The organism is Bartonella taylorii 8TBB (assembly GCF_902825155.1).
GTDB lineage: Bacteria > Pseudomonadota > Alphaproteobacteria > Rhizobiales > Rhizobiaceae > Bartonella > Bartonella taylorii_A.
On record NZ_CADEAG010000057.1, the window covers coordinates 1 to 673 of the forward strand.

General features: G+C 44.3%; 1 protein-coding gene. It reads right to left on the reverse strand.

Features of this window, described 5'->3' with window-relative positions; translation table 11 throughout:
• On the reverse strand, positions 1-673 hold a 673-nt coding region (locus tag J7R13_RS08605), incomplete at both ends, for a phage portal protein (protein ID WP_208438291.1).

Sequence of the window (673 nt, forward strand, 5' to 3'; positions counted from 1 at the left end):
AACTGAAAAGCAATGATATGTTCGCGCCATTGTTTGACGTGCCGTCTAAACTGAATGATAGAGGTACGCACATTGGAAAAATTCCCCCGCGTAACGTCTCCAGTCACAACGGCATAAGGCATATTGAGAGCCGAGCAAATTTTTAAAATATTACGATATTGAAAGGCTTCATAAGAACCACCAACCTCAACAGGACTGGAAAATGTAATTTGTTTTTCGCCATCCACTATGTTGACCGATCCAGGGTAAATTTTATCCACGTCAGCTGCCTCTTCGGTCTTCTTTGGGGGCGTCGTTTGCTCACGATTTTCCTCTAATTTCGCATCATGAGATTCCTTCCCTGTAATAAACACCGCAAAAAGAGCTGCTGTCCTTTTTCGATCAAGCTCTGCATCATCATAGGATTCGAGTTGAAAGATCTTTGTCATACAGCGCGTTATTTTGGGAGAACCGCGCAATTGTCCGGCAATACGGCGCTCTTTGATGTGAAGGACCATTTCAGCAGGGACACGCACGCGCTCTTGGCTCTCAAATGCCATATTTGCAGGGACATCATCATAGGGGTGATGTTCCCAGAAATGATAAGCAACGCGCTTACCACTGGCATTAAATTCAATTCCCATACGAATGTAATTGCCTTCAATCTCAGCAGGTCCATTATAAGTGAGATCCA